Genomic DNA, 25,618 nt, shown 5'->3' on the forward strand with positions numbered 1-25,618 from the left:
TATTTGGTGCTGGCAGTAGGCTTCGAACCCACGACCTACTGATTACAAGTCAGTTGCTCTACCTGCTGAGCTATGCCAGCTTATTTCTTAACTATGTATTTTATATAATACAAACACACATGCCTAACGTAAATTAGTATACATTCTCATTCATTTATTTTCAAACCTACTATACCCGTATAATGTAATATTAAAGGTTTATTACTCCATATTTCTTTAGATTTCTTTGAAAATCATATGTATATGGTTGAAATTTAATATTTTACCGCTTCTCATCATATACATTATATATAATGTTCTCTATAAAGTTATTTATAGATTCAGGTGGAAGTTTGTTCATAAATAATGCTTACCTCCATCTGAACCTTAGAAGAACTTATCCAGAACACAGCAGCACTCATCTCCCCATTTTAAAGAAACCGGGTATTAGCTAGTTGCTCCCTTTGGATAAAAACACTTATAGAGTTATACATAAAGGAAGGTGAATATATTGAATAGAGTAAAAGTCAATTATAAAAATCCTTTGTCCTATCATGAACTTGCCTATTTTCTAAAGAATTATATTAATAAAGATACTATTATTGTATGTATTGGTACCGATAGATATATAGGAGACTGTTTAGGTCCTTTGGTAGGTACTCTACTAAAGTGCAAACACTTTCCTCTGCCTACTTATGGTACAATTTCAGATCCTATACATGCTTTAAACATAGAAGACAAATTAAAACAAATAAAATCACTTCATCCCTATAGTACTATTATAGGGATAGATGCTTGTTTAGGAAATTTAGAAGCCATAGGAGAAATTCAAGTAAGGGACTTCCCTGTACATCCTGGTAAGGGCGTGGGAAAATCTCTTCCAAATGTAGGGGATTTTTCAATAATAGGCATAGTTGATTCAAATGAAAATGAAAATCTTTTTAATAATTCTAATAATATACGTCTCAATTTAATTTTAAATATGGCTGAAGTAATACTTTATTCATTAATTCATTCATATTATTTATATTATAACAATATATTATCTTAAGCCTATGCAATAAAAAAACTAACTCAACTAAACTTAATCTACAATATAATAAGTTAGAATTTACCCCTTTAATATCTTAAAAATATATTTTTGTATACATTTAATCTATTAATGTTATGTCATCACCGGTAAAAAAAACTTCCATCTTATCTAAATATTCAAGAACTTTGCCTGTGCCTAAAGCCACACAGGATATAGGGTCTTCAGCCACATAAACGGGTACTTTTGTAACTTCCCTTATTAAATCACTTAGCCCATTTAACAATGCTCCTCCACCAGTCATAAAGATACCTTTTTCAGCTATATCTGCTGCTAATTCTGGTGGAGTCTTTTCTAATACTGCATGTGTTGTATCAGCTATAGAATTTACAATTTCCTTTAAAGCTATTCTCATTTCCTCTGAAGATACTGTTATGTTTTTAGGAAGTCCTGTAATCAAATCTCTTCCTCTTATTTCCATAGTCACTTCCTCTTCCCTGTCAAAGGCAGAACCTATATTTATTTTTAAATCCTCTGAAGTTCTTTCCCCAATCATCAATTTATGTTCTTTTCTGATATATTTCATTATGGCCTCATCAAATTTATCTCCTGCTATTTTTATAGAAGACCTTACAACTATTCCTCCTAGAGAAATCACTGCTACATCCGTAGTTCCTCCACCTATATCTATTACCATATTACCACTGGCTTTAGTTATATCAATTCCTGCTCCTATAGCTGCAGCTAAAGGTTCTTCAATCAAGAATACCTTTTTTGCGCCTGCATTTTTAGCCGCATCAATTACAGCTCTCTTTTCAACTTCAGTAGATTCACAAGGGACACATACTACTATTCTAGGTGCCGACATTCTTTTTTTTCCACAAGCCTTACTTATAAAATACTTTAACATCTTTTCTGTTACATCATAATCAGATATAACCCCTTCCCTCAGTGGACGAATAGCCACAATATTTCCTGGTGTCCTCCCTATCATCTGCCATGCCTCTTCTCCCACAGCAAGTACTTTATTTTTAATCTTATCTATAGCAACAACTGAAGGTTCTTTTAAAATTACTCCCTTCCCTTTAATATAAACAAGTACTGTAGCTGTTCCCAAATCTATACCCATATCAGTTCCTATATTAAAAAACATTCCTTTTTCACTCCTAATCTTACTAGCTTTTCACAATAAAAATATAAATTATCATATTTATTATCATATCATATTCTAATTGTAATGGGAATGTTTTTACCCCTCAATAGCCTTATATTTCATCTTCGTAGCTTTTCCACCTCTTATATGCCTTTCTGCCTTGTTATAGTCCAATATATTCTTAGCTTCCTGGGCGATTTGCGGATTTATCTTTGGTAACCTTTCTGTCATATCCTTGTGTATAGTACTTTTACTTACTCCAAAAACTTTAGCGGTTTTTCTTATAGTAGCTTTAGAACCTATTATATACTTGGCAACTTCTAAAACCCTTTCTTCAATATAATCTTTCAAATTTATTCAACTCCTTTATACACTTCACCGCAATAAATAAAAAACTTCTAAAATATATTTATAAACACTTTCTATTTATATATAATCTATGTTCTCATAATTTTTCACAGTTGCTCGTCCCCCTATATTTATAAATATGCTCATTAACATTTTTAAATTCATGATGTGTTGGCCATTTCTCCATAAAATGGTGAGAAATGGCCTAATACTAATATTTTATATATTTAGCTGGATCTACAAACTCACTGCCTTTTAAAATTGCAAAATGCAAATGATCTCCATATTTTTCATAGGCCGCTCTCAATGTACTTCTTCCTACTATTCCTATAGCAGTTCCTTTTTTCAATGTTTGCCCCACACTAACTTCAACATTATCGTCTAGGTTAGAATAGACAGTCTTTAACCCATTTTGATGATCTATAATAACTTCCACTCCATCTTGGGTTGCTTTATTTACTTCTTCTACTTTTCCATCCATAGCCGCAAATACAGGTTTTCCCAGCTTTGTTTGTATATCGTATCCTAAATTTGGTCTATAGGTACCTGTAGAATCCCAATATACAGGATCCTCAGAATATGCTCTTGCAATATTTCCTTCCACTGGCTTTTGAAAAGAAGTACTAACTGAACTAGATACACTTTTTGAAGTTTCTTCGGATTGATTAGTATTTGTTTTTTCGCTAGTATTTGTTTTTTCACTCTTTTTTACCTGGAGAGCATTATCATAATTAGAAGAAGGCTTTTCATCTGTTTGGGCTGTTTCTTTGGTCTGCTTTTGTTGTAAACTTACACTTTTCTGCAACTCAGCACTTTGATTCTTATTATTTCTAGCAGTTATTATTGCAACTGTTGCTACAACACAAAGACAAATAAATAAGATTATATAAAAACCCTCCTTCTTTAAAAAGTTAAATGCTCTACTAAAAATTTTTCTGTCCATATGAACACCTCCTTTTTGTAGTTTGTCCAGACAATAACAAAAAATACATATTTTATAATTTTTTCTTCATAATTTTTGTAAAAATAATAAAGAGACAAAATGAAATCTCATCTTATCTCTTTATTATCTACTCCTTAGATAAACTTTATTTATCATAAAATACTTCTAAATTTTGAAGTTCCGTCTTATTGTAATAATGAGCTAATATCTCTTTATAAGTCTTACCCTGCTTAGCCATAGCATTTGCTCCCCACTGACTCATTCCCACTCTATGGCCATATCCGACACACTCAATAATGATATCATCTTTAAAATATATATTAAAATCTGAAGAATTTAATGACATAATAGTTCTAAATTTTGCTCCTGATATGGTAACTGATCCTAATTTAATTTCTTTAACAGACCCTCCTTCATTTCTAGATTCTATAGATACTTGATTAGATAAATTTTTTATAGACAATCCTGAATTGGAGTATTGAGAATTTACTTTATCTACAAAATTGGCATAAGATACTTTTATAGAAGTCCTATACTTAGATGCATCTTCTTCACCAGGACTTTCTACACTCTTTAAATATTCTTCCCCCTTTCCAAATACATCCACTGCATTTTCCGTTTTTCCCCCACTTACCGCAAAATAATAAGGTTCCATAACCAATTCATTTTTATAAGTTAACACCTGGCCTGAAGTAACTTTTACTGCACTTACTATCTTATTCCAATACTCCTCTCTCTTAGACTCAGGCCAATTTTTCATTCTTTCATCTTTACTTGTAAATACTTGACACTTAACTGTATCACATACGTCCGCCCCTGTATTACTTTCGTATTTTTCCCCCCCATATATCTCCATATGGGCTGCTCCAAAAGTTCTAGCTGCTACAGCTTGGGCCTTAATTGCTTCTTCCGAAAATTCTGCTGGCATTTCGGCCGCTACAACTCCTACTATGTATTCTTCTAAGTTCATTTTTTCTATTTTATTTTTTTCAGTTATATACACTTTTATATACTGTGGATTATAATTATAACTTTTACTTATGGATTTCATTAAAAATTCAGGTACGATGTATTGGCTAATTTTCATACCATTTATACCCACGGAAAGTAATATTATAAATGCTGTGCTCATGGATATTAAAATAATAAATTTTTTAAAAAAATTTATAATGTATCTTCTCATTTTGTTCTCCCATATTATGACTTAATATATTTTTATTACATCATAATTTAAATTATTCCACTGGAGACCTTTTGAATATTAAAAAAAGAAGAAAATTTTTGTTATTTTTTTCTCCTTTTTCTATTAACAATATAAAAATTATTCATTTACCCTTTCAATATCAGCTCCTAATGATTTTAATTTTTTTTCAATATCTACATATCCTCTATCTATATGATATATATCTATAACTTCTGTTTTTCCTTCTGCTGCTAATCCACAAAGTATGAGTGCTGCACCAGCTCTGAGATCCGTAGCTTTTACTTCTGCTCCTGTAAGCTTATCAACTCCTTCTATAACTGCACTTCTTCCATCTATCTTTATATTTGCTCCCATTCTTTTCATTTCCATTACATGCATAAATCTATTTTCAAAAATGGTTTCAGTTATAATACTTGTACCTTTAACTGTACTTAATAAACCAGTTACTTGTGATTGCATATCAGTAGGAAATCCTGGATAAGGCATGGTCTTAATATCTATAGGATTTAATTCTCTATTTCCATCTACAATTAAACTATTTCCCTCGCATTTTATATATACCCCTGCCTCAGTAAGTTTAGCAATTATAGGCTTTAAATATTCCTCATTTATACCATTTATTCTAATCTTACTTTTTGTTATAGCTGCAGCTACCATAAATGTTCCTGACTCTATCCTATCACATATGGGGCTATGACTACTTCCTTTTAAATTTTTTACTCCTTTTATGTGAATAGCTCTAGACCCTGCACCAGTAATATTTGCACCCATACTATTCAAAAAGTCTGCCAGATCCTTTATTTCCGGTTCTTCCGCTGCATTTTCTATTATAGTTTCCCCTTCAGCAGTTACTGCTGCCATCATTATATTTTCTGTAGCCCCTACTGATGGAAAATCCAAATATATTTTATTTCCTATTAATTTTTTAGCTTTTGCTTCCACAAATCCATGCTCTACATTTACCTTTGCACCAAGAGCAGCAAATCCTTTTAAATGTAAATCTATTGGTCTAGATCCAATATTACACCCTCCAGGAAGACATAATTTAAATCCTCCAAATCTGGATATCATAGGTCCCATTATTAAAAATGACGCCCTCATTTTTTTCACTAGTTCACTACAGGGATCGCAATAACTTATATTAGAAGTATCTATAATAATCTTATTTAAATTTTTATCTATAATTACATCTGCAGATATACTTTTTAATATATTACTTATTACAAAAACATCTTCCAACATTGGAACATTATCTATAATGCATTTATCTCCACTTAAAATGGAAGCCGCTATAATGGGCAATACTGAATTTTTAGCAGCACTGATGTTAACTTCTCCATGGAGGCTACTTCCCCCCTTAATTACTATTTTACTCATAGTGTTCCTCCATTCTATAATTGCTGATATGTTAATTAATTTTTACCAATTCAATGACTATTCTTTGACTATAAACAATGTTTATTTTTATATTAAATAGTATAAAAATAACTCACAAGTCAAAGATGGTAAACTCATTTCACTTAGAATTAAGGAAATAAGATCCTTTGATAGTTTTCTATCACATAGGATTTTATTAACAAAATATTATGTAAAATAGCTTATTCAGCCCACAATTATTTTTGAACACATAATAAGTATTAAAGAGACAGTACCTATGCTTAAAATTAAAATCTATTATAATTCAATAATATATATTATTAATATGGCGCCATTATCTGTGGAGTTCCCATAATTATATAAGTATCCATATCATATTTCATAACTGCATAATTAAAATCTATTAAATCTCCATTGCTTTGTATACTTTCATATCTATGGGTATATGCAGTATTAGTATATCCCTCTTGTAAAGTCACAGTTTTAATATTACATGCATGCTGATATTCTAGAATTTCTTTTATCTGCTTATTTAAGGTTTCAACCTTTCCATTTTCAACTTTTGCCTTAACATATTGAAAATATTTATACTTTTTTACTTCCTTTGGAATACATTTATTTAAATTGTTTTTTATATTTTTTAATTCGTATACATTACTTTTTTGTACGATGTTAACCGTTACAATATTATAGTCTTCATATTTCACACTCTGTATATAACCTTCAACGTAGTCATTGTTAAAATCCACAGAATACATTTGATCATTTTTACATACATTCTTATTTAATTTGTAATATTCATTTAATTTCATAAATATCTTGTTTGCCGTTTTTTCCCCACAATCAGTAGTAGTAAAAACTAACATACCTCCCCATTCTGTGGGATAGCTGTGAGTTCTATCCAATATGTCTTTAAATAAGTCTACTTTTTCTAAAGAGGTGCTGTCTCTTTTAAATATCTGCTTATTATAATGGCTGTTTACTGATGTTCCTAGATAACATTGAAAAGATATTAAATATATTATCAAAAAAAATATTATTCCTAGTTTCTTCATAATAATGTAATTCTGCAAGTACTATACAGAACTTTTCACCTCCTTACCTTTACTTTAGAAATTATGGACAACTTTTCCATTACTATTCGCAAAAACTTTTATTTTATATTATTTTTACCTTCAAAAAATAAAAATTCCATAAGGAGGACCTTATATTAATATATAAATTTACATAATAGAATGTGCATATTTAAACTAAAAAAACACTATTAAGATTTATCACCTGTTACGGTGTTCTTAATAGTGTTTTTTATTTTTACCAAATAGACTAATTTACTGAATTATTTTAGTAGATTAATTCTAGCTAAGGCCCTATTTAACGCTAGCTGTGCTCTCTTTACATCTATTCCATCTTTTTTATGGGCCAATCTTTGTTCCGCTCTTCTTTTGGCCTCTTCTGCTCTTTTTAAGTCTATTTCTTCTGGCCATTCACAAACATCACATAAGATTTTCAATTCATTATTTTTTATTTCTAATATTCCATTTGAGGTAAATGCCTTTAATTCCTTGCCGCCTTTTTCTATTATACGAGTATCTGTGGATTTCAAAGTAGTAATTAAAGGCATATGTCCCGGAAGAATAGTTATATTACCTTGAATGCTATCTGTTATTACTTCTAATACCTCTCCTTTATAAAATTCTCTATCAGGAGTAAGGATAGTTAATTTCAGAACTTCTGCCATATTAATTCTCCTTTTTAAAGTACCTAAACTTTATCCTTTTTAACACACATTTAACTTTTAACCATATTTTTAGCAGATTCAACAACTTCATCTATGCTTCCCTTAAACAAGAAAGCTGTCTCTGGTAAATCATCGTACTTACCTTCAAGTATTTCTTTAAAACCTCTTATAGTTTCTTTTATAGGTACATATTTTCCTTCATATCCTGTAAACTGTTCTGCCACAGAAAATGGCTGTGACAAAAATCTCTGTATTCTTCTCGCTCTTATAACTACCAATCTATCTTCTTCTGAAAGTTCGTCTACGCCTAAAATTGCTATAATATCTTGAAGTTCACTATATCTTTCAAGTATATGTTTAACATCTGAAGCCACTTTATAATGTTCCTCCCCTACAACTCTAGGATCGAGTATTCTTGATGTTGAAGCTAGTGGATCAACTGCAGGATAAATACCAATTTCTGATATAGACCTTGAAAGCACCGTAGTGGCATCAAGATGTGTAAAAGTTGTGGCTGGTGCCGGATCTGTTAAGTCGTCTGCTGGAACATATACTGCCTGAACAGAAGTAATAGATCCATGTTTTGTAGAAGTTATTCTCTCTTGAAGAGAACCCATTTCTGTGGCAAGTGTGGGTTGATATCCAACAGCACTAGGTATTCTTCCAAGTAATGCCGAAACTTCCGAACCTGCTTGAGTAAACCTGAATATGTTATCTATAAATAAAAGTACATCCTGTCCTTCATCTCTAAAGTGTTCCGCCATAGTAAGCCCTGTAAGTGCAACTCTCATTCTTGCACCTGGTGGTTCATTCATTTGTCCAAATACTAAGGCAGTTTTATTTATAACTCCTGATTCCTGCATTTCATAGTATAAATCATTACCTTCTCTGGTTCTTTCTCCTACACCCGTAAAGACAGATAATCCACCATGTTCTTTTGCAATATTATTTATAAGTTCTTGTATAATAACTGTCTTACCTACACCTGCTCCGCCAAACAACCCTATTTTACCACCTTTTTGATATGGTGCAATGAGATCAATAACTTTGATACCCGTTTCAAACATTTCAGGTTTAACAGATTGATCTTCAAAACTTGGTGCCGGTCTATGAATAGGAGAATATTCATCTGCTTCTACTTCTCCATTTTCATCAATAGGCTGCCCTAACATATTAAAAAGTCTCCCTAAAACCGGTTTTCCAACAGGCACAGATATAGGTGCTCCAGTATCTAAAGCATCCATGCCTCTCATCAACCCATCTGTACTCTCCATAGATATAGTTCTTACTATATCATCACCTAAGTGCTGTGCTACTTCCGTAATAATTTTTGCATTTCCCGATTCTATACTTATGGCATTATATATATCTGGAAGGTTTTCTTCATCAAATTTTATATCCACTACAGGTCCTATAACCTGAACGACCTTGCCTATATTAGGCATGAACATCCCTCCTTACTTTAGAGCTTCTGCTCCTCCAACTATTTCGGTTATTTCCTGCGTTATAGCAGTTTGTCTTTCTCTATTATATTGAAGATTTAGTTTATCTAATAAATCATTTGCATTTTTAGTAGCTCCATCCATCGCCGTCATTCTAGAAGATTGTTCACTAACCTTTGAGTTTATAATACAATTAAGTACTTTTTGTCTTAGATGAAGTTCCACTATACCTTCTATCATTTCGTCCGCAGATGGTTCAAATTTCACAATAAAATTTCTTTTTTCTACTTCCCTAACCTCTAATGGAAGTAATTTTTCAACAATCACATTTTGTTTAATAGTTGAAATAAACTTAGTAAATACTATATTGATTTCTCCAATCTCACCACTTCTATAAAGCTCCAATGCTTTATAGACTACATCTTCTGTTTCTTTTATTGTGGGAACATCCGGAATATCTATGTATTCTGATTCTATATTATAATTGAGTCTTCTAAAATACATTTTCCCTTTTTGTCCCATGGTTATTAAAAGAAAATCTTCCTTCTCTTTTGACCTTATGGAATTTAACTCATTTACCACATTAGCATTGAATCCTCCACACAATCCTGTATCAGAATTCAAAACTATATATAATTTTTTATTGCTTTTATTACCCTTTATATAAATATTATTTTGTTCAGCTTCCATTGCCAATTCATTTACAATAGAACTAAAAAGCTCGCAATATTTATTATTTGCCTCAAGTTTTTTTCTCACTTTTCTAAGTTTAGAGGTGGCGATAAGTCCCATGGCCTTGGTTATTTTTTGAGTGCTGGTTATTGATTTTATTCTTCTTTTGATTGTAACAAGTCCTGCTCCTGCCATATTTCACCTCCCTGAGATAAATATACCTATCCCTCTATTAAAAATATTTTTTTGAATTCTTCTACAGCATTTCTAAGTTTATCACTTAATTCATCAGATATAACTTGTTTTTCCTTTATTTCATCTCCTATTTCTCTATGATGGGTATCCATATAATCAAGAAATTCTTCTTCAAATTCTGATATCCTTTCTACCGGTATATCCATTATGTAATTTCTGCTGGCTGCAAACAATATCATTACTTGTTTTTCCACAGCCATTGGTTTATATTGAGGCTGCTTTAATATTTCTGTTAATCTCTTACCTTTTTCAAGAGTTCTCTTTGATTCTTTATCCAAATCGGAGCCAAATTGTGCAAAAGATGCAAGTTCCCTATATTGTGCCAAATCTATTCTAAGGGTACCTGCTACTTGCTTCATAGCCTTAATTTGTGCATTACCTCCAACTCTAGATACAGATATACCCGCATTTATAGCAGGCCTTTGACCGGAATAAAAAAGTTCTGTTTCTAAAAATATCTGTCCATCCGTTATAGAAATAACATTAGTAGGTATATATGCGGTAACATCTCCTGCCAGTGTTTCTATTATAGGCAGTGCTGTAAGTGATCCTCCTCCCAACTTATCTGAAAGTTTAGCAGCTCTTTCTAAGAGTCTTGAATGGAGATAGAAAACATCTCCCGGATATGCTTCCCTTCCCGGCGGTCTTCGAAGTAACAAAGACATAGCCCTATATGCCACTGCATGCTTAGATAAATCATCATATACTATAAGCACATCTTTTCCTTTATTCATAAAATATTCTCCCATGGAGCAGCCTGCATAAGGAGCAATATATTGAAGCGGTGCTGATTCAGAAGCAGATGCAGATACCACTATAGTATAATCCATGGCATTTGTCTCTATCAAATTATTTACTATATGTGCTACTGTAGATTGTTTTTGTCCTATAGCTACATAAATGCATATTACATCTTTTCCTTTTTGATTTATTATGGTATCCATGGCAATAGCAGTTTTACCAGTCTGCCTATCTCCTATTATAAGTTCTCTTTGCCCTCTGCCAATTGGTATCATAGCATCTATAGCTTTTATTCCTGTCTGCAAAGGTTGCTTAACTGCCTGCCTGGTTATAACCCCCGGTGCCACAAGATCTACAGCTCTAGTTTCAGTAGTATTAATAGCACCCTTGCCATCAATAGGATGTCCTAATGAATTTACAACTCTTCCTATAATATTTTCTCCTACAGGTACTTCTACAACTTTACTTGTTCTCTTTACTGTATTCCCTTCCTTTATTCCCTCCTGAGAACCTAAAAGAACACAGCCTACATTATCCTGTTCAAGATTTAGAGCCATAGCATAAACATCATTAGGAAACTCCAAAAGTTCTCCTGCCATACATCCATTAAGACCATAAACTCTAGCAATACCATCACCAATTTGAATTATTGTACCTGAATCAACTGTCTCTATTTTCTTTTCATATTTTTCTATTTGACTTTTTATAATTGAAGTTATTTCTTCAGGTTTTACGTTCATAGGCTCACCTCTGTTCTCCTTTAAGCATTATTTTTTTCATTTCAGAAAGTTTTGATTTTACAGTTCCGTCAATAACCATATTATTTACCTCGACATAAACTCCACCTATTATTTCAGGATCTAATTCTTCTTTAATCAAAACTTCTTTATTAAACTTTCTCTTTAATTTTTCAGTTAGAGTCTCCCTCTCATCATCTTCTAAAGGAATAACAGTTTTTACTGTAGCAATAACTGTATTATGATTTTCAAGATATATCTTTCCCATTTCTTTAAGCTTACCATACAATTGATTAATTCTTCCTTTATCAATAAGTATTAATAAAAACGAAAGTATATCTTCATTTATTTTACCTTCAAAAATATTTATAAATGTTTTTTTCTTTTCAGCAGTACTAATTTCAGGATGCTCTATAAATTCTAAAAATTGAGTATTATTATTTATTATATCTGCAACATCCTTTAATTCCTCTAAATATTCTTCAACTTTTCCTTTTTCCTCTGCAATTTTATAAAGTGCAAGAGCATATCTTCTATCTAAATATTCATACATCTTTTTAGATACCTACCTTAGCTATAAAGTCCTTAATAAGTTTTCTATGTTGTTCTTCATCAATAGATCCTTCTAAGGCTTTCGATGACACTAAAATAGCTAAATCTACCACTTGATTTTTTATGTCATCCTGGGCTTTTTCTCTTTCTCTATCTGCTTCATTCTTCGCCCTGTCTAGTATTAACTGTGCTTCCCTGCGTGCTTCATTTAATACATTTTCTGAAATTTGTTCTGCTTTATTTTTATAACCCTCAACAATATTTTTACCTTCTTCTTTTGAGCCTTTCAATAATGCCTCATGTTTGGTAATCAGCTCTTTGGATTTTTTTTCATTTTCATAGGCATTTTTAATCTTTGAATTAATTTCCTGCCGTCTACTGGTAAGTACATTATCAACTGGTTTAAAAAAGAAATGTCTTAAAATAATGTATAATACAATAAAATTTATTATCGTTATAACAACTGTAACCCAATTAACTTGCATGTTAAACTTCAATCCTCCCCTCTAAAATGTATGTTTAAATTTGGTGAGGTATATAATAAAATCAAACTTTAAATGCTAAAATAAGAGCTATCAATAGGGAATAAATAGCTGTTACTTCTGATAAGGCTGCACTTACAAAGAACATACTTAATATTTTACCACTTGCCTCTGGCTGTCTTGAAACACCTTCAACTGCCTTTCCCGTAGCGATACCAATTCCAATACCTCCGCCTAAGCATCCTATAGCTGCTAATCCCGCTCCTATAGCTGCCATACCTGATATAAATGATTGTGAATCTAAATTCATAATAAAAATCCTCCTTGAAAATAAATTAAATATTAAAAAATTAAATATATTAGTGTTCAGCAACAATTTTTATATTCATTACTGTTAACATAACAAATACTATCATTTGTATTGATCCATCAAATAAATCAAAGAAAGCATGCAAAGGAATGGGTATCAAAAACTGTGAGAACCATGCGATATTTCCTAATCCTTCATATACTATTCCAATAATTACAGCTCCTGCAGTTAAGTTTCCAAACAGTCGGAGACTTAAAGACACTGGAAGAACTAATCTCTCTACAATATTAAGAGGTAATAACATTACAACTGGTTTAGTATAACCTATAAAATAATTTTTCAATCCAGTTTTTTTAATGGCATTAAATTGAACCAATACAAAAGTTATAAGTGCTAAGCCTAATGTAACACTCAAATCTTCCGTAGGAGCTTTTAATCCTATAATTACTGGTACAATATTCATTACCAATATATATATTGCGAGAGTTCCTATATACGGCACAAATGATATGTACTCTTTTCCCATGTTATTTTTAACTAAATTTTGTACTGCCTCAACAATCATCTCAACAACATTCTGTCTTCCATCCGGCAGTCTTTGCATATTTCGTGTAAAAAACTTTGCTAAAACAGCTAAAATTAAAATAATACCCCATTGTACCACAACACTAGAAGTTATAGGAATATCAAATGATCCCAAATGTATTGAAAACAATGGTGAAAAGTGTTCCACTTCATCACATCCCTTCTATAATTATTATAAGTTTATGTTTTGTTATTTTCAAAAGCTAAATATATATATACGCCTAATAGATTACAAGTATAGCCAAATAAATATGCTATTGCATTATATTTGTTGTATCTAAAAGTAATATACCCTATTCCTGTAGCAATCATAATTCTAATAATAAAACCTATAAGATATAAAAATGCCGATGAACTTTTAAATTTATGTAACATTGATCTACCTAGTATATTGTTAACAAAAAAATTAAACATAGCTATAGACATTCCAAGTAGAATAAATAATCCATATCTCTTGAAAAACAACTGTGATAAACCCGCTAATAATATACCTATTATTACATTAATTAAAAATACCATCTTTGTATTTCCTAAAATATTTCTATCCATCAATTCCTCCTTTTACAAATAAGTACATATTAAAAATTAGATTACTGTTTTTAAACATATTTTATCATAATATAGAAAATTTCAAAAGCTTATTACATACTTTTACTAAGGTATGTAATAAATTTATAATACTATTTAATCCTTTACAGCTAATATAATACACAGCTTTTGTCAGCATACAACTTTAATTATATACCCTAAAAATATAATCTAAAAGCTTGATTTTTCTCTAAATTGTTTATTTTTCTTTAATCTAAGTAAATTAATGCTATATTTTGCAGTAATTACTCATTAAATCTGTATATTTAAAATTTTATATGGTAATAAATATTTAATGACACGTAAAAATAAAGAAAGCATTAAATCAATACTTTCTTTATTTTCCCTCTTAAATATTTAAAATATGTTTAAATTATCTTTCAACTATTACAGCAGTTCCTTGTCCTCCGCCTATGCAGAGTGTTGCAAGACCTTTCTTGGAATCTCTCTTTTGCATTTCATGAAGTAATGTAACAAGTATTCTTGCACCTGATGATCCAACTGGATGTCCAAGAGCTATAGCTCCTCCATTTACATTTACTTTGCTCATATCAAATTCTAAATCTCTTGCTACTGCTATACTTTGAGCAGCAAATGCTTCGTTTGCTTCTATTAAATCTAAATCTTTTATTGTCAAATTAGCTTTTTTAAGTGCTATTTTTGTTGCATAATATGGTCCATATCCCATTATAGCTGGGTCTAATCCTGCACTTCCGTAAGAAACATATTTTGCAAGTGGTTTAATTCCAAGTTCTTTTGCTTTATCTGCACTCATTAAAACTAATGATGCTGCTGAATCATTTATTCCTGAAGAGTTACCTGCTGTAACTGTTCCTGTTCCATCTTTCTTAAATGCTGGTTTTAATTTTGCTAATGCTTCCATAGTTGTTCCGAATCTTGGATCTTCATCAGTATCAAAAACTATTTCTTTCTTTTTCTGCTTAACAGTTACTGGAACTATTTCATCTTTGAATCTTCCTGATTTTATAGCAGCTTCTGCTTTCTGTTGTGATGCTAATGCAAATTTGTCTTGATCTTCTCTTGTTATTCCCCATTTTTCTGCTATATTTTCAGCTGTAATTCCCATATGATAATTGTTAAATGAATCTATAAGGCCATCATGTAACATAGCATCATATATTTTTCCTTCTCCCATTCTATATCCATATCTAGCTTTTGGAATTAAATATGGTGAAGCAGACATATTTTCTGATCCTCCAACTACAACTACATCATCGTCTCCATTTTGTATAAGACTAGCTGCTAAACTTACTGTTCTAAGTCCTGAACCGCAAAGCTTGTTCACTGTGAAAGCTGGAACTTCCACTGGGAGTCCTGCATATACAGTTGCTTGTCTTGCTAAACTTTGTCCAACACCTGCTTGTATTACGTTTCCAAATATAACTTCATCTACATCTCCTGGTTTAATACCAGCTCTTTTTACTGCTTCCTTTACAACTATAGCTCCTAAATCTACAGCAGAAACATCTTTTAAAGTTCCCCCAAAGCTTCCTATAGCTGTTCTTACAGCACTTACAATAACTACTTCTCTCATAACAAATCCTCCTATAATTTATTTTTTATAATATTTTACATTCAGATTATTGTAAAATTACAATTATGTTAAATTTCATAATTCTAACTAACTATTATTACAACTTTTACAAAAATGTCGTGTTTATCTTGATAAAACTTTTACAAATCCTGAAATCTCCCATACGAATTTCACAATTATCTAAACTTATTTAAAATATTGATTATTTCAAATAAGCAATTTAATTCACACAATTATATTATACTAGTTAATTGATATTTAATCAATATTTCTTGTTAAAAAAAACACAAAGTCATATAAATGAAAGCATATGTGAACATTTTCATTTATATTTGACTTATTCCTTTATATTTTAATATTTTAACTGTAAATGCCATAATATACGATATTTTATAATATATTAGAAGTTTCAAATTACTTATATTAACTTTTATGAATATTATTACACTTATCTGCACAACCTATTTTATTGAAGTTTACATTCTCAACAAAATCTCCATGCAGTTAGGACATGTCTGAAAAGTCAAAGTTCCTATACTATTTGCATAAAATAAATATAGAGGCACAATAAATAAAGGCAAGAAAAGCAGTTGAATTGATGATTACTGCCCTATTTTAGCTACAGGAAATAAAACTTATGTACATTACTCTAATAAAAAAAGCAAAGTAAGTAATCATTACGATACTTACTTTGTTCTTTATTTTAGACTACAAATATAATCCATTATATAAAATTATCTTTCAACTATTAGTGCAGTTCCCATTCCTCCTCCTATACATAATGTTGCAAGTCCCTTTTTCGCATCTCTTCTCTGCATTTCATAAAGTAATGTAACAAGTATTCTTGCGCCAGAGCAGCCAACTGGGTGTCCAAGAGCTATTGCTCCACCATTTACATTTACTTTGCTCATATCAAATTCTAAATCTTTTGCTACTGCTAAACTTTGTGAAGCGAATGCTTCATTTGCTTCTATTAAGTCTAAATCTGCAACTGACAAGTTAGCTTTTTCAAGTGCCAGCTTTGTTGCATAGAAAGGTCCGTATCCCATTATTGTTGGGTCTAATCCTTTACTTCCATAGGAAACAATCTTTGCAAGAGGCTTAATTCCAAGTTCTTTTGCTTTATCTGCACTCATTACAACTAAAGCTGCTGCTGCATCATTTATTCCCGAAGCATTACCTGCTGTAACTGTTCCATCTTTTTTGAATGATGGTTTCAATTTTGCTAATGCTTCTATAGTTGTCCCAAATCTAGGGAATTCATCAGTATCAAAAATTATTTCTTTCTTTTTCTGCTTAACGGTTACTGGAACTATTTCATCTTTAAATTTTCCTGCCTTTATGGCTGCTTCTGCTTTTTGTTGTGATGCTAATGAAAATTCATCCTGCATCTCTCTTGTTATTCCCCATTTTTCTGCTATGTTTTCAGCTGTAATTCCCATGTGGTAATCGTTAAATGCTTCCCAAAGTCCATCTTTTATCATGGCATCAACTAATCTTCCTTCTCCCATTCTATGTCCCCATCTAGCCTTTGGAATTAGATATGGTGCAGCGGACATGTTTTCTGTCCCACCAACTACAACAATATCATCATCTCCAATTTTTATGAGCTGAGCTGCCAAACTTACTGCTCTAAGTCCTGAACCGCAAACCTTATTTAGTGTAAACGCTGGTACTTCTACAGGAATACCTGCTTTTACAGCAGCTTGTCTTCCTGGACTTTGTCCAAGACCTGCCTGTATTACGTTTCCAAATATAACTTCATCTACTTGTTCTGGTTTGATACCTGCTCTTTTTACTGCCTCTTTTATGACTATTGCCCCCAAATCTACAGCAGGAATATCTTTTAAAGTTCCACCAAAACTCCCTATAGCTGTTCTTACTGCACTTACAATAACTACATCCTTCATAAAATGAACCCTCCTAAAATAAATTTATTTAAACCTAAATCTTTAGTAAAGTTTAAATCACTTAAATTTCAAGTGTTTTGAATCTTAGTGCTCATATTCTTAAATATAAGCTATATTAGTTCATCAAAAAATTTTTATAAATGATGAAATTGTATGATGTTACTTCACAATTATTTAAGTTTATATCTTAAACATCATTATTCAAAATAATTTAATTAATTCATACAATTTGAATATATTAATTATACTAACTAATTAATTTTTTATCAATATGTATTGTTAAAAAAAACACAAAGCTTATCAAAGATATATTTATAGACAGCTTTTACACTGTTTTTTAAGTTATTTAATCATATGTAAACATATTGACTTAAAATAAGCAAATATGCTTTATTTTAAGATATTTCAAACTAGAAAACAAATGAATTTACATTTAAATGTTTAGTCCCCAAAATAAACATAGAAAAATATAACTTAAATATAAATACATTAATAGCATCTATTTGATTTTTAAAATAAATTACTATATAAGGAATTATTTTAATTTGTTGTATAATTTAGAATTATATCCTAGTATTAAATTTAAAGTTAACTACTTTTTTGGTTATTCTGATATTTGTTAGAAAGATTATACTTCCTATCTTGACTTTTAAGATTTCTTATGAACACTTTCTAACTTCATTTTCTGTAATCATAAGCTCCCGTTCTCCTTTATAATCATTGCTGAATAGTCTAAACAAATACTGAGCTCCATTTTTCTCTAAAAAGTGAACTAATACAACAAATAAAAGACTGCCGACAAATTTTGTCGACAGTCTAAATCATCTATTTTTCATGTCTAAAGTAACATTTTTTATTTATCTCTCTACTATTAAAGCAGTTCCCATTCCACCGCCTATACATAATGTTGCAAGGCCTTTTTTTGCATCTCTTCTCTGCATTTCATGAAGTAATGTAACAAGTATTCTTGCTCCTGATGCTCCAACTGGATGTCCAAGAGCTATTGCTCCTCCATTTACATTTACTTTGCTCATATCAAATTCTAAATCTTTTGCTACTGCCAAACTCTGTGAAGCGAATGCTTCATTTGCTTCTATTAAGTCTAAATCTGCAACTGACAAGTTAGCTTTTTCAAGTGCTGCTTTTGTTGCATGGAAAGGACCATATCCCATTATTGTTGGATCCAATCCTGCACTTCCATAGGAAACAATCTTTGCAAGTGGTTTAATTCCAAGTTCTTTTGCCTTATCTGCACTCATTACAACCAAAGCTGCTGCTGCATCATTTATTCCTGAAGCATTACCTGCTGTAACTGTTCCATCTTTTTTGAATGCCGGTCTCAATTTTGCTAGTGTTTCAGCAGTTGTTCCTGGTTTTATATACTCATCAGTATCAAAAACTACTTCTTTCTTTTTTATCTTAACAGTTACTGGAACTATTTCATCTTTGAATTTACCTGCTTTTTGAGCTGCTTCTGCTTTTTGCTGGGATGATGCTGAAAATTCATCTTGCTCTTCTCTTGTTAAACCCCATTTTTCTGCTATGTTTTCAGCTGTAATTCCCATATGATAATTGTTGAATGCCTCCCAAAGTCCATCTTTTATCATAGCATCAACTATTTTACCTTCTCCCATTCTATGTCCCCATCTAGCTTTTGGGAGTACATATGGAGCAGCAGACATGTTTTCCATTCCACCAACTACGACAACATCAGCATCTCCAGCTTTTATAACCTGAGCTGCCAAACTTACTGATCTAAGTCCTGAACCACAAACCTTATTTAATGTGAATGCTGGAACTTCTACAGGAATACCTGCTTTTACAGCTGCCTGTCTCGCTGGACTCTGACCAAGACCTGCCTGTATTACATTTCCAAATATAACTTCATCTATTTGTTCTGGCTTAACATTTGCTCTTTTTACTGCTTCTTTTATAACTACAGCTCCTAATTCTACTGCTGGAACATCTTTCAAAGTTCCACCGAAACTTCCTATAGCTGTTCTCACTGCACTTACAATAACTACTTCTCTCATCGTAAATCCTCCTAAAAGTTTATTTTATTTTTAACTAAAATTTAACCTATCCGATGTTTAATATCCTGATGACAAGCTAATTATACTAAGTAATCATAACGTTGTCAATGTTGTTGTTAAAAAAAACACAAAGGTTTTTTATACTCCTATAATTAACTTACTAACCTAAACATAGTATACTCAAATAAACTCTTCATATTCCCCTTTTTCTATATTAAAATACTGCAAAATAGCTGCAGCTATTCTCCCTGATGCCTTACCATCCCCATAAGGATTTACGGCTTTACTCATCACATCATATTTACTGGAATCTGATATAAGTTCACTTGCCAGTTTTATTATATCCCTCTTCTTTGTTCCAACTAATTTTACTGTACCTGCTTTTACCGCTTCTGGTCTTTCAGTTACATTTCTAAGTACCAATACAGGTTTGCCAAGATGTGGAGCTTCTTCTTGAAGTCCTCCAGAATCAGTCATAACCATATAACACCTATCCATCAAATTATGAGTTTCTTTAGTATCTAAAGGATCTAGAAGATGAACTCTAGTAACATTTCCAAGTATTTTATATACCATATCTTTCACTTTAGGATTTAAATGTACAAGGTAGATTACCTCTACTTCTTTATTTTCTTCTACTATTTTTTTTAATGCATTACAGATATTTTCAATGCCTTCTCCCCAATTTTCCCTCCTATGAGCAGTTACCATTATTACTTTACTTTTATGATAATCTATATTATTTAATTCATTATTATTAAACACATAGTCTTTATCCACAGTAAATTTCATTGAATCTATTACTGTATTTCCAGTAACAAATATTTCATTCATAGGTACTCCTTCCCTAAGGAGGTTCTCTCTGGAACCAGATGTTGGTGCAAAATGAAGATCAGCTATAGCTCCTGTAAGTTTTCTATTCATTTCCTCCGGAAAAGGAAAATACTTATCATAAGTTCTAAGGCCTGCTTCTACATGACCTACTCTTATCTTTTTATAAAAAGCTGCTAGTGCTCCTGCAAATGTAGTAGTAGTATCTCCATGAACAAGCACCAAGTCTGGATTTTCTCTATCAAACACTTCTTCAAGTCCTTGAAGTACCCTGCTGGTTATACCTGTCAATGTTTGATTGCTTTTCATTATATTTAAATCAAAATCAGGTATAATATTAAAAAGTTTTAGAACTTGATCCAGCATCTCTCTGTGTTGGGCTGTAACACATATCTTATTTTCTATATTATGTCTTTTTTCAAACTCTTTAATTAACGGAGCCATTTTTATTGCTTCAGGCCTTGTTCCAAATATCGTGATAATTTTAAGTTTATTCATATTAAACCTCCATTTTTAGGTATCTAAAACAACTAGAAAATGAAAGATACCTTAATCTCTATGTTCAAAAAACCCCGCCCTCCAGGCTATAAAAACTAAAACCACCATAATTATCGCCAGAAGAAAATAAGATAGTTGTGCATTTATTTCCATAGCTATTATAGAAAAACTGCCTAATACTGCACTTATAGCATACATTGTTCCAACAGCTTGTTTCTGACTAAATCCCATGTCAAGAAGTCTATGGTGAAGATGTCCTCTATCAGCTTGCATAATAGGTTTACCATTTATCTTTCTTCTTATCACGGCAAAAAGAGTATCGTATATTGGTATTCCAAGTGCAAGAATAGGAACTGCTATAGAAAATGCTGCAGCGGATTTTATAGCTCCTTCAATGGATATAGATGCAAGTAAAAATCCAAGCAGCTGTGCCCCCGTATCTCCCATAAATATAGAAGCAGGATTAAAATTATAGGGTAAAAATCCAAGTATAGACCCACATAGTATAATGGCAAGTATTGCAGGCTCATATCTATTATTTAATAATGCTATAATCAAAATAGTCAAAGAAGATATCAATCCAATACCTGATGCCAGACCATCTAAACCATCTATCAAATTCAAGGCATTGGTAATGCCCACTACCCAAATTATAGTTAATGGAATGGACATCACTCCCACATTGGTAAATTGATGTAAGCTATCAAAGGGATTAGTTATTCGTACTATTTTTACTCCATATATAATTAAAATTATAGAAGCTGCAATTTGAAATATTAATTTATATCTGGGCTTTATATCAAATTTATCATCTAAGAATCCACCTATTACTATTATTGTAGCACCTAATACAAGCCCCACCTCTTCTCTTGTAAAACTTCCTTTTTTTAATAATAATGTAATTACAAAGGAAGCATATATAGACAATCCTCCTAAAAGTGGGGTAGGCTTACTGTGTATCCTTCTATCCCCCTCTGGCACATCTATAATCTGTAACTTTAAAGCAATCTTTTTAACAATTGGCGTAAATATAACTGAAAGCACTGTTGATACTATTGCAAATAGGTATAAACTACTCATATTAACCTTCCTTAATCATATCTTCTGTTTATCCCAAGGCTATTATTGTTAATCCCCTATTCCTGAAAATTGGAAATTAGCGCTATTATGCCTCTTTATGATCTATTTTAAGATTCAGAAGAATAAAAATATTTCATCCAGATATTATATTATTTTACTCTTTCTATACATATTAATTCAATTTCAGGTACTTTTTTAAACCAATTAATTTCTGGTATATAATCTTCACAATATATAACCCTTTTAACTCCACAGTTAATTATTAATTTTTGGCATTCCGGACAAGGCATATGGGTTACATATAGTGTAGAGTTTTCCCTATCATCTGGTGATACTTCAAGCAAACAATTCACTTCTGCATGAATGGTTCTTATACAATGATTATCTTTCATATAACATCCTGCTTCATCACAATGTTCTAATCCCCTAGGACTACCATTATATCCCGTACCTTTTATTCTTCTATTCTTTACAAGAACTGCCCCTACATGCAATCTAGGGCACGTGCTTCTCTCTGCAACTTGAAAAGCAATATCTATAAAATAATTATCCCAATCTTTCCTCATAGTTAGCAATTGTCTCCTTAATATATAATAATACATTATATATTATAAACTATTAGATAATGTTTTGGAACAATTCCTTTCCTGTTATAGGTCATATATTAAAATCTTGCTACTTTAAAAATGAATTATCATAAAATACTTTAAGAAAAGCCCATTAAATTATAAATTGGGCTTTTCTTACTAAAAATTAAAATAATTTTTACTTTGTTCCATATAACCTATCACCAGCATCTCCAAGGCCTGGAACTATATATCCATTTTTATTTAACTCTTTATCTATGGCTGCCGTATAAATATCAACATCTGGATGTGCTTCTGTAACTGACTTTATACCGTCTTCTGCAGCTATCAAACACATAAGCCTTATATTCTTAGCACCTTTTTGTTTTAACATAGCTATAGCATCTATAGCTGAGCCTCCTGTAGCAAGCATAGGGTCTGTAACAATCACTTCTCTTTCCCCTATGTCTTGAGGTAACTTACAAAAATATTCTACAGGTTTTAATGTAGTTTCATCCCTATAAAGCCCTATATGTCCCACTTTTGCTGCAGGTATAAGTTTTAACATTCCTCCCACCATTCCGAGGCCTGCCCTTAATATAGGCACTACTGCCACCTTTTTCCCTGAAAGCATCTTACAAGTTGTATCACATATAGGGGTCTCTATTTCTACTTCTTCTGTTTGAAGATTTCTAGTTACTTCATAAGCCATAAGCATAGCTACTTCTTCTACAAGTTCTCTAAAATCTTTAGAGCCTGTTCGCTTATCTCTTATCAAAGCTAATTTATGTAATATAAGTGGATGTGTTATTTGTGTTACTTTACTCATTAAATATATCCTCCAATTCCATTAAGGTATTCCTTAATAATTTGCAGTAAATAATTATAACTAATCAGTTGTATATTATCTGCTGTATTTTTTTTCTATTTCTCCTATTTTATCTATCCTCTTCTGATGTCTACCTCCTTGAAACTCAGTAAATAAAAAATTATCTACTATATCAAGGGCAAGTCCTACACCTACTACTCTTTGACCTATAGCTAGTATATTAGCATTATTATGCTCCCTACAGGCATGTGCACTGAAAGTGTCCCCACAAAGTGCAGCTCTCACTCCCGGTATTTTATTTGCAGCTATACTTATTCCTATGCCGGTCCCACACACCAATATTCCAAAATCATAATTTTTATTTACAACCTGTTCTCCAACTTTTAATGCATAATCTGGATAATCACAGGATTCTTCCGAGAAAGTTCCAAAATCTTCAAACTCTAAACCTTTATTCCTTAAATGTTCTATTATTTCTTTCTTCAAAGGAAAACCCGCATGGTCACTACCTAAAGCAATTTTCATAAAAAATACCTCCAAAAATATATAATATATTATTTAAAATTATATTGCAAATAATTTAATAAAAACATAACCTCGCAAAAAAAGAAGATAACAACATTTAATTAATGCTTATATCTTCCTTTAATTTCTTTATTAGCAACGAAATACTATTTTCCAGTTCAGCATAGACAATTCTATATTTATATATATCCTGTCCAAAAGGATCCTTTATATCTCCTTTCAATGAAACAAATTCATTTAAAGTATATATTTTATTTTTGAAATTGGTAAAATTTTGTCTTAATATATCTCTCATATAAGCAGTCATTGTTAAAATAATTTTTGAATCTTTTATCATGGAATTACTTAACTGCAGGGCTTTTCTGCTGCTTATATCTACATCAATATTTTCTTTTAAAACTACTACTGAATTTCTAGAAGCAATACTATTTGGTACTACTGACAATCCTGCAGAAACAGCTTTTATGTCTTTTATATCAGATTTAGAATTAAATATAACTTCTGCCATACAGCTCCTACAAGTATTCCCAGTGCAGACAAATAATATATTTTCCATCTGCTAACCTCCCCTAAAAAATTATACTTTTATAATATCAAAACCAGCAGATTTATTCAATCTGTTCATTATTGCTAATCCTATGCCTTTTTCCTCAAAAGCCTCCGATATTATAATATCAACTTTATTATCATCAAAACTCCTAAGTGTTTCAAATAAATTTTTAGACACACTTAACATATTATGTCTACTTCCCACAGATATTACTAACGCATTCTTATAAAATTCTCTTGTCTCATCTGTAGCAATTATTCCTACAGTTTTATTTTCACTTATATAATTCTCTACCATTTCATTAATTTTTGCAATAGTTTTATTTAAATTTCCTTTAACTATTTTTACTGGAGCATTAGGGGCATAATGCCTATACTTCATTCCAGGAGACTTAGGCCTATTATTACCCTCGGCTTTTTTCATTACAGCCGGATCAATATAAACTTCTTTTTCTATTTCCCTCAACATCTCAAGAGTTATACCACCAGGCCTTAATATACAACTAGGACTTACAGTACAATCTATAACTGTAGATTCTACTCCAACATCACACATGCTTCCTCCTAATATAAGATCTACTTTACCATTTAAATCTTCTATACACCTGTCTACATCCGTAGGACTTGGTTTTCCTGATACATTTGCAGAAGGTGCTGCAATGGGAACCTTTGCTGCTTTTATAAGTTCTCTGGCTATAATATTAGATGGCATCCTAATTCCCACACTATCAAGAGATGCACTTGTAATATCTGGAATAATAGAGGATTTAGGAAGAATTATAGTCATAGGACCAGGCCAAAAATTCTGTATGAACTTAAGAGCCACAGGTGATATATCTATAACCAACGGTTTCATATCTTTTATTTCAGCTATATGTACAATCAAGGGATTGTCCTGAGGCCTACCTTTAGCTTTAAATATTTTCTCTACCGCTTCGGAATCAAGCGCATTTGCCCCAAGCCCATATACAGTTTCCGTAGGGAAAGCCACCAATCCTCCATTTCTTATTATTTCTCCTGCTTCTTTAATAATTTCTACATCCAAATTACCTTCATCTAAAATTTTTACTTTTGTATTCATAAAACAATATCCCTTCTTTAAATTA

Annotated in this window: 26 protein-coding genes and 1 tRNA gene; 1 reads left to right on the forward strand and 26 read right to left on the reverse strand. The window is 31.4% G+C overall.

All coding sequences use genetic code 11. The annotated features are described in order from the left end of the window. Positions 1–4: 4 nt before the first annotated feature. Positions 5–80: transfer RNA gene (locus tag BS101_RS20945), tRNA-Thr, on the reverse strand. 410 nt (positions 81–490) lie between these two features. Between BS101_RS20945 and yyaC the strand changes: the two genes are divergently transcribed. Further along, positions 491–1,030 carry a spore protease YyaC gene (gene yyaC, locus BS101_RS20950; RefSeq protein WP_073540665.1) on the forward strand — a complete coding sequence of 180 codons (540 nt, stop codon included), beginning with the start codon at positions 491–493 and terminating at the stop codon, positions 1,028–1,030. 100 nt (positions 1,031–1,130) lie between these two features. On the opposite strand, the gene BS101_RS20955 is transcribed toward yyaC, so the two are convergent. The 25 genes from BS101_RS20955 to BS101_RS21080 all read right to left on the reverse strand — a co-directional run bounded on the left by BS101_RS20955 (position 1,131) and on the right by BS101_RS21080 (position 25,593). After that, positions 1,131–2,162: a rod shape-determining protein gene (locus tag BS101_RS20955; RefSeq protein ID WP_012103999.1), complete on the reverse strand. Its 1,032-nt coding sequence runs from the start codon at positions 2,160–2,162 to the stop codon at positions 1,131–1,133. Between the two features lie 96 nt (positions 2,163–2,258). Then, the gene (spoIIID, locus tag BS101_RS20960) at positions 2,259–2,513 is read right to left on the reverse strand and encodes a sporulation transcriptional regulator SpoIIID (protein ID WP_012104000.1); all 255 of its coding nucleotides are present in this window, start codon (positions 2,511–2,513) and stop codon (positions 2,259–2,261) included. Positions 2,514–2,721: 208 nt separating this feature from the next. Continuing rightward, a complete protein-coding gene (locus BS101_RS20965; protein WP_073540666.1) occupies positions 2,722–3,453 on the reverse strand; it encodes a M23 family metallopeptidase in 732 nt (243 codons plus the stop codon). Between the two features lie 145 nt (positions 3,454–3,598). Next, positions 3,599–4,636, reverse strand: a complete 1,038-nt coding sequence (spoIID, locus tag BS101_RS20970) for a stage II sporulation protein D (RefSeq protein ID WP_073540668.1) — start codon at positions 4,634–4,636, stop codon at positions 3,599–3,601. Between the two features lie 138 nt (positions 4,637–4,774). Further along, positions 4,775–6,034 (reverse strand): UDP-N-acetylglucosamine 1-carboxyvinyltransferase, encoded by a 1,260-nt coding sequence (gene murA, locus BS101_RS20975; protein ID WP_073540670.1) that lies wholly within the window; start codon positions 6,032–6,034, stop codon positions 4,775–4,777. Positions 6,035–6,354: 320 nt separating this feature from the next. After that, positions 6,355–7,089 (reverse strand): hypothetical protein, encoded by a 735-nt coding sequence (locus BS101_RS20980; RefSeq protein ID WP_073541452.1) that lies wholly within the window; start codon positions 7,087–7,089, stop codon positions 6,355–6,357. A gap of 281 nt (positions 7,090–7,370) precedes the next feature. Beyond that, the gene (locus tag BS101_RS20985) at positions 7,371–7,772 is read right to left on the reverse strand and encodes a F0F1 ATP synthase subunit epsilon (protein WP_073540672.1); all 402 of its coding nucleotides are present in this window, start codon (positions 7,770–7,772) and stop codon (positions 7,371–7,373) included. Positions 7,773–7,822: 50 nt separating this feature from the next. Beyond that, complete coding sequence (gene atpD / locus BS101_RS20990) at positions 7,823–9,217, reverse strand: F0F1 ATP synthase subunit beta (RefSeq protein WP_073540674.1); 1,395 nt, start codon at positions 9,215–9,217, stop codon at positions 7,823–7,825. A gap of 12 nt (positions 9,218–9,229) precedes the next feature. Further along, a complete protein-coding gene (atpG, locus tag BS101_RS20995; protein WP_073540676.1) occupies positions 9,230–10,081 on the reverse strand; it encodes an ATP synthase F1 subunit gamma in 852 nt (283 codons plus the stop codon). Between the two features lie 26 nt (positions 10,082–10,107). Next, positions 10,108–11,622: a F0F1 ATP synthase subunit alpha gene (atpA, locus tag BS101_RS21000; protein WP_073540678.1), complete on the reverse strand. Its 1,515-nt coding sequence runs from the start codon at positions 11,620–11,622 to the stop codon at positions 10,108–10,110. 4 nt (positions 11,623–11,626) lie between these two features. After that, a complete protein-coding gene (locus BS101_RS21005; RefSeq protein WP_073540680.1) occupies positions 11,627–12,172 on the reverse strand; it encodes a F0F1 ATP synthase subunit delta in 546 nt (181 codons plus the stop codon). 4 nt (positions 12,173–12,176) lie between these two features. Next, on the reverse strand, positions 12,177–12,656 hold the full coding sequence (locus BS101_RS21010; protein WP_073540682.1) for a F0F1 ATP synthase subunit B: 480 nt from the start codon (positions 12,654–12,656) through the stop codon (positions 12,177–12,179). 61 nt (positions 12,657–12,717) lie between these two features. Continuing rightward, the gene (atpE, locus tag BS101_RS21015; RefSeq protein WP_012104011.1) at positions 12,718–12,963 is read right to left on the reverse strand and encodes an ATP synthase F0 subunit C; all 246 of its coding nucleotides are present in this window, start codon (positions 12,961–12,963) and stop codon (positions 12,718–12,720) included. 49 nt (positions 12,964–13,012) lie between these two features. After that, the gene (locus BS101_RS21020) at positions 13,013–13,696 is read right to left on the reverse strand and encodes a F0F1 ATP synthase subunit A (protein WP_073540694.1); all 684 of its coding nucleotides are present in this window, start codon (positions 13,694–13,696) and stop codon (positions 13,013–13,015) included. A 32-nt stretch (positions 13,697–13,728) separates the two neighbouring features. Then, positions 13,729–14,097: an ATP synthase subunit I gene (locus BS101_RS21025; protein WP_073540696.1), complete on the reverse strand. Its 369-nt coding sequence runs from the start codon at positions 14,095–14,097 to the stop codon at positions 13,729–13,731. Between the two features lie 412 nt (positions 14,098–14,509). Beyond that, complete coding sequence (locus BS101_RS21030) at positions 14,510–15,691, reverse strand: acetyl-CoA C-acetyltransferase (RefSeq protein ID WP_073540698.1); 1,182 nt, start codon at positions 15,689–15,691, stop codon at positions 14,510–14,512. A gap of 734 nt (positions 15,692–16,425) precedes the next feature. After that, positions 16,426–17,601: an acetyl-CoA C-acetyltransferase gene (locus tag BS101_RS21035; protein ID WP_073540700.1), complete on the reverse strand. Its 1,176-nt coding sequence runs from the start codon at positions 17,599–17,601 to the stop codon at positions 16,426–16,428. An 857-nt stretch (positions 17,602–18,458) separates the two neighbouring features. Beyond that, a complete protein-coding gene (locus BS101_RS21045) occupies positions 18,459–19,634 on the reverse strand; it encodes an acetyl-CoA C-acetyltransferase (protein WP_073540702.1) in 1,176 nt (391 codons plus the stop codon). A gap of 180 nt (positions 19,635–19,814) precedes the next feature. After that, a complete protein-coding gene (wecB, locus tag BS101_RS21050; protein ID WP_073540704.1) occupies positions 19,815–20,963 on the reverse strand; it encodes a non-hydrolyzing UDP-N-acetylglucosamine 2-epimerase in 1,149 nt (382 codons plus the stop codon). 51 nt (positions 20,964–21,014) lie between these two features. After that, on the reverse strand, positions 21,015–22,043 hold the full coding sequence (locus tag BS101_RS21055; RefSeq protein WP_073540706.1) for an MraY family glycosyltransferase: 1,029 nt from the start codon (positions 22,041–22,043) through the stop codon (positions 21,015–21,017). 149 nt (positions 22,044–22,192) lie between these two features. Beyond that, positions 22,193–22,609 carry a deoxycytidylate deaminase gene (locus BS101_RS21060; RefSeq protein ID WP_073540708.1) on the reverse strand — a complete coding sequence of 139 codons (417 nt, stop codon included), beginning with the start codon at positions 22,607–22,609 and terminating at the stop codon, positions 22,193–22,195. 199 nt (positions 22,610–22,808) lie between these two features. Further along, a complete protein-coding gene (gene upp / locus BS101_RS21065) occupies positions 22,809–23,438 on the reverse strand; it encodes a uracil phosphoribosyltransferase (protein WP_073540710.1) in 630 nt (209 codons plus the stop codon). A 75-nt stretch (positions 23,439–23,513) separates the two neighbouring features. Next, positions 23,514–23,963 carry a ribose 5-phosphate isomerase B gene (gene rpiB, locus BS101_RS21070; RefSeq protein WP_073540712.1) on the reverse strand — a complete coding sequence of 150 codons (450 nt, stop codon included), beginning with the start codon at positions 23,961–23,963 and terminating at the stop codon, positions 23,514–23,516. A gap of 97 nt (positions 23,964–24,060) precedes the next feature. Then, positions 24,061–24,519: a low molecular weight protein arginine phosphatase gene (locus BS101_RS21075; RefSeq protein ID WP_073540714.1), complete on the reverse strand. Its 459-nt coding sequence runs from the start codon at positions 24,517–24,519 to the stop codon at positions 24,061–24,063. A 21-nt stretch (positions 24,520–24,540) separates the two neighbouring features. Further along, positions 24,541–25,593, reverse strand: a complete 1,053-nt coding sequence (locus BS101_RS21080) for an L-threonylcarbamoyladenylate synthase (RefSeq protein WP_073540716.1) — start codon at positions 25,591–25,593, stop codon at positions 24,541–24,543. Positions 25,594–25,618: the final 25 nt, after the last annotated feature.

Origin of the sequence: Clostridium kluyveri (assembly GCF_001902295.1) — a bacterium.
GTDB classification, from domain to species: Bacteria; Bacillota; Clostridia; order Clostridiales; family Clostridiaceae; genus Clostridium_B; species Clostridium_B kluyveri_B.

Bases quoted from the DNA above. Each gene is read 5' to 3' on its own strand.
- BS101_RS20980 (WP_073541452.1), bottom strand. From the start codon at position 7,089: ATGAAGAAACTAGGAATAATATTTTTTTTGATAATATATTTAATATCT.
- BS101_RS20985 (WP_073540672.1), bottom strand. From the start codon at position 7,772: ATGGCAGAAGTTCTGAAATTAACTATCCTTACTCCTGATAGAGAATTT.
- wecB (WP_073540704.1), bottom strand. From the start codon at position 20,963: ATGAATAAACTTAAAATTATCACGATATTTGGAACAAGGCCTGAAGCA.
- atpD (WP_073540674.1), bottom strand. From the start codon at position 9,217: ATGCCTAATATAGGCAAGGTCGTTCAGGTTATAGGACCTGTAGTGGAT.
- BS101_RS21010 (WP_073540682.1), bottom strand. From the start codon at position 12,656: ATGCAAGTTAATTGGGTTACAGTTGTTATAACGATAATAAATTTTATT.
- atpG (WP_073540676.1), bottom strand. From the start codon at position 10,081: ATGGCAGGAGCAGGACTTGTTACAATCAAAAGAAGAATAAAATCAATA.
- BS101_RS21045 (WP_073540702.1), bottom strand. From the start codon at position 19,634: ATGAGAGAAGTAGTTATTGTAAGTGCAGTGAGAACAGCTATAGGAAGT.
- BS101_RS21080 (WP_073540716.1), bottom strand. From the start codon at position 25,593: ATGAATACAAAAGTAAAAATTTTAGATGAAGGTAATTTGGATGTAGAA.
- murA (WP_073540670.1), bottom strand. From the start codon at position 6,034: ATGAGTAAAATAGTAATTAAGGGGGGAAGTAGCCTCCATGGAGAAGTT.
- BS101_RS21025 (WP_073540696.1), bottom strand. From the start codon at position 14,097: ATGGATAGAAATATTTTAGGAAATACAAAGATGGTATTTTTAATTAAT.
- rpiB (WP_073540712.1), bottom strand. From the start codon at position 23,963: ATGAAAATTGCTTTAGGTAGTGACCATGCGGGTTTTCCTTTGAAGAAA.
- BS101_RS21055 (WP_073540706.1), bottom strand. From the start codon at position 22,043: ATGAGTAGTTTATACCTATTTGCAATAGTATCAACAGTGCTTTCAGTT.
- BS101_RS20965 (WP_073540666.1), bottom strand. From the start codon at position 3,453: ATGGACAGAAAAATTTTTAGTAGAGCATTTAACTTTTTAAAGAAGGAG.
- BS101_RS21075 (WP_073540714.1), bottom strand. From the start codon at position 24,519: ATGGAAAATATATTATTTGTCTGCACTGGGAATACTTGTAGGAGCTGT.
- spoIID (WP_073540668.1), bottom strand. From the start codon at position 4,636: ATGAGAAGATACATTATAAATTTTTTTAAAAAATTTATTATTTTAATA.
- BS101_RS21035 (WP_073540700.1), bottom strand. From the start codon at position 17,601: ATGAAGGATGTAGTTATTGTAAGTGCAGTAAGAACAGCTATAGGGAGT.
- BS101_RS21005 (WP_073540680.1), bottom strand. From the start codon at position 12,172: ATGTATGAATATTTAGATAGAAGATATGCTCTTGCACTTTATAAAATT.
- atpA (WP_073540678.1), bottom strand. From the start codon at position 11,622: ATGAACGTAAAACCTGAAGAAATAACTTCAATTATAAAAAGTCAAATA.
- BS101_RS20955 (WP_012103999.1), bottom strand. From the start codon at position 2,162: ATGTTTTTTAATATAGGAACTGATATGGGTATAGATTTGGGAACAGCT.
- atpE (WP_012104011.1), bottom strand. From the start codon at position 12,963: ATGAATTTAGATTCACAATCATTTATATCAGGTATGGCAGCTATAGGA.
- upp (WP_073540710.1), bottom strand. From the start codon at position 23,438: ATGAGTAAAGTAACACAAATAACACATCCACTTATATTACATAAATTA.
- BS101_RS21060 (WP_073540708.1), bottom strand. From the start codon at position 22,609: ATGAGGAAAGATTGGGATAATTATTTTATAGATATTGCTTTTCAAGTT.
- BS101_RS21030 (WP_073540698.1), bottom strand. From the start codon at position 15,691: ATGAGAGAAGTAGTTATTGTAAGTGCTGTAAGAACAGCTATAGGAAGC.